Source organism: Saccharicrinis sp. 156, from assembly GCF_050589685.1.
GTDB lineage: Bacteria > Bacteroidota > Bacteroidia > Bacteroidales > Marinilabiliaceae > Saccharicrinis.
In genome coordinates this window covers 1-1,912 of sequence record NZ_JBNGOS010000098.1, presented here as the reverse complement: position 1 = coordinate 1,912, position 1,912 = coordinate 1, and the positions used below count along the sequence as shown (strand labels likewise).

Below are 1,912 nucleotides of genomic sequence, written 5' to 3'. Positions count from 1 at the left end.
TTTCAAACCGTCAGATAGCCGAAGACCTTTCAGTAAATAAGGAAACCGTCAATCGCTACGTAAACCTTGCAAAATCAGACGGGTTGTCCGTAAAGGAGTTATTAAAACTGGATGATCCGGTTTTGCAACACCGCATGAACGGTGGCAGTCCTGCCTATCCGGAAGGGGAGCGGTTCGAAGGGTTTAAAAAGAAACTATCCTACTTTGAGGATGAAATGAAACGTCCCCACGTAACCCTTAAATTACTTTGGGAAGAGTACATTGCGGAGCATCCCCAAGGTTATGGGCTAACTCAGTTTCGCTATCATTACCGGCAACATACGAAGGCCAAACGTCCAGTATCTTCCTCGTTGTTAAAAGATTTGTATACACCTGGCGAAAAACTAATGATTGATTATGCGGGAGACCGGTTAGAGTACGTCGATAGGGAAACCGGAGAGATAGTTAAGGTGCAGGTTTTTGTGGCCTGTATGCCGGCTACAGACTATGGTTTTGCGATTGCGGTCCGCTCTCAAAGAAGTGAAGACTTTATACATGCCCTGGCTATGTGCCTGGGTTCACTTGGCGGTGTGCCAAAGATTGTTGTGAGCGACAACCTAAAGGCAGCAGTAGTGAAAACCGACCCTCACGAACCGAAAATCAACCGCATTTTAGAAGACATGGCCAACCATTATGGCTTTGTGGTTATCCCCGCAAGGTCCAGAAAACCGAAAGATAAAAGTTTGGTTGAGAACCAGGTGAAGATCGTCTACAACCGGGTTTATGCCCAACTTCGCAACCATAAGTTCTACTCGCTGGAAGAGCTAAACAAGGCCATTGGAGAGAAAATGCTGGCACATAACCGCAAGCGTATGCAACAACACCCATACACTCGCGAAGAGCAATTTATGGCAACAGAAAAGCCAGAGCTTCGCCCTCTTCCGAAAGAACGGTTCGAGGTTCGCTTTTATGCAAGTTTAAAAGTCAATCCCAATGGTTTTGTTTACCTGGGACGAGACAAGCACCATTACTCAACACCACATGTGTACACCGGTCAGCAAACCAGTGTTATTTACACGCGCAGCCTTGTCAAGATTTACATCAACGGCGAATGCGTAGCGATGCACAAGAGATCCTATAACCAGGGCAAATATACCTACGTGAAAGAACATCTGGCTTCCAACACCCAGGCCTATCGGGATCGTTCACCTCAGTACTATGTCAAGCGTGCACAAAATGCATCACTGGAACTTGGAGAAGTGGTCGAGTACATGTTTGCAACCGCAACGGTTCCGGTTGAAACATTTTACAGAGGCTGTGAGGGCTTGCTGAAACTCCAGAGAGAAACAGATCCCCACTTGTTTAAAAAGTCATGCGACACGGCACTGCTGTATCAAAAATACCGCTATGGTTTTATTGAACGCTTAATCAAAACTAATTGCCGGGGAATTGCAGATGTAGAAGACCAGGAGTTATTCATGAATTTCCCTTCCCATTCGAATGTCAGAGGGAAGGAAGAATATAGTTAACCATTATTATTCACTAAAATATATAGATTATGAATGAAGTTACAGATCAATTTAAGAGTTTACGAATGCCGGGCATGGCCCAATGCTGGGCTTCGCTGCTTGAAACAAGGAAGCTGGACGGCCTTTCGTTTTATGAGGGCGTGCAATTGTTATTACAAGCGGAAAAAGATCAGCGCAGGACAAACCGTAACGCACGTTTGATTTCGGCTGCACGCTTCCGCTACCAGGTAACCATCGAAGAACTAAGCTTTGATGCGGCCAGGGGGCTGGAGCGTGGTAAAGTTATGCAAATGGCCACTTGTGAATATATCAAACAGGGGGCACCTATCATCATCACCGGACCTACAGGTACAGGTAAGAGCTGGCTGGGAACTGCACTAGGGCACCACGCTTGTTTAATGGGC

General features: G+C 46.2%; 2 protein-coding genes. Both read left to right on the top strand.

The genetic code is table 11. The annotated features are described in order from the left end of the window. On the top strand, positions 1-1,508 hold a 1,508-nt coding region (istA, locus tag ACRD64_RS25185), incomplete at its 5' end, for an IS21 family transposase (RefSeq protein WP_430937398.1). 29 nt (positions 1,509-1,537) lie between these two features. After that, positions 1,538-1,912: ATP-binding protein (locus ACRD64_RS25180; RefSeq protein ID WP_430937396.1), on the top strand; the 375-nt coding region annotated here is incomplete at its 3' end.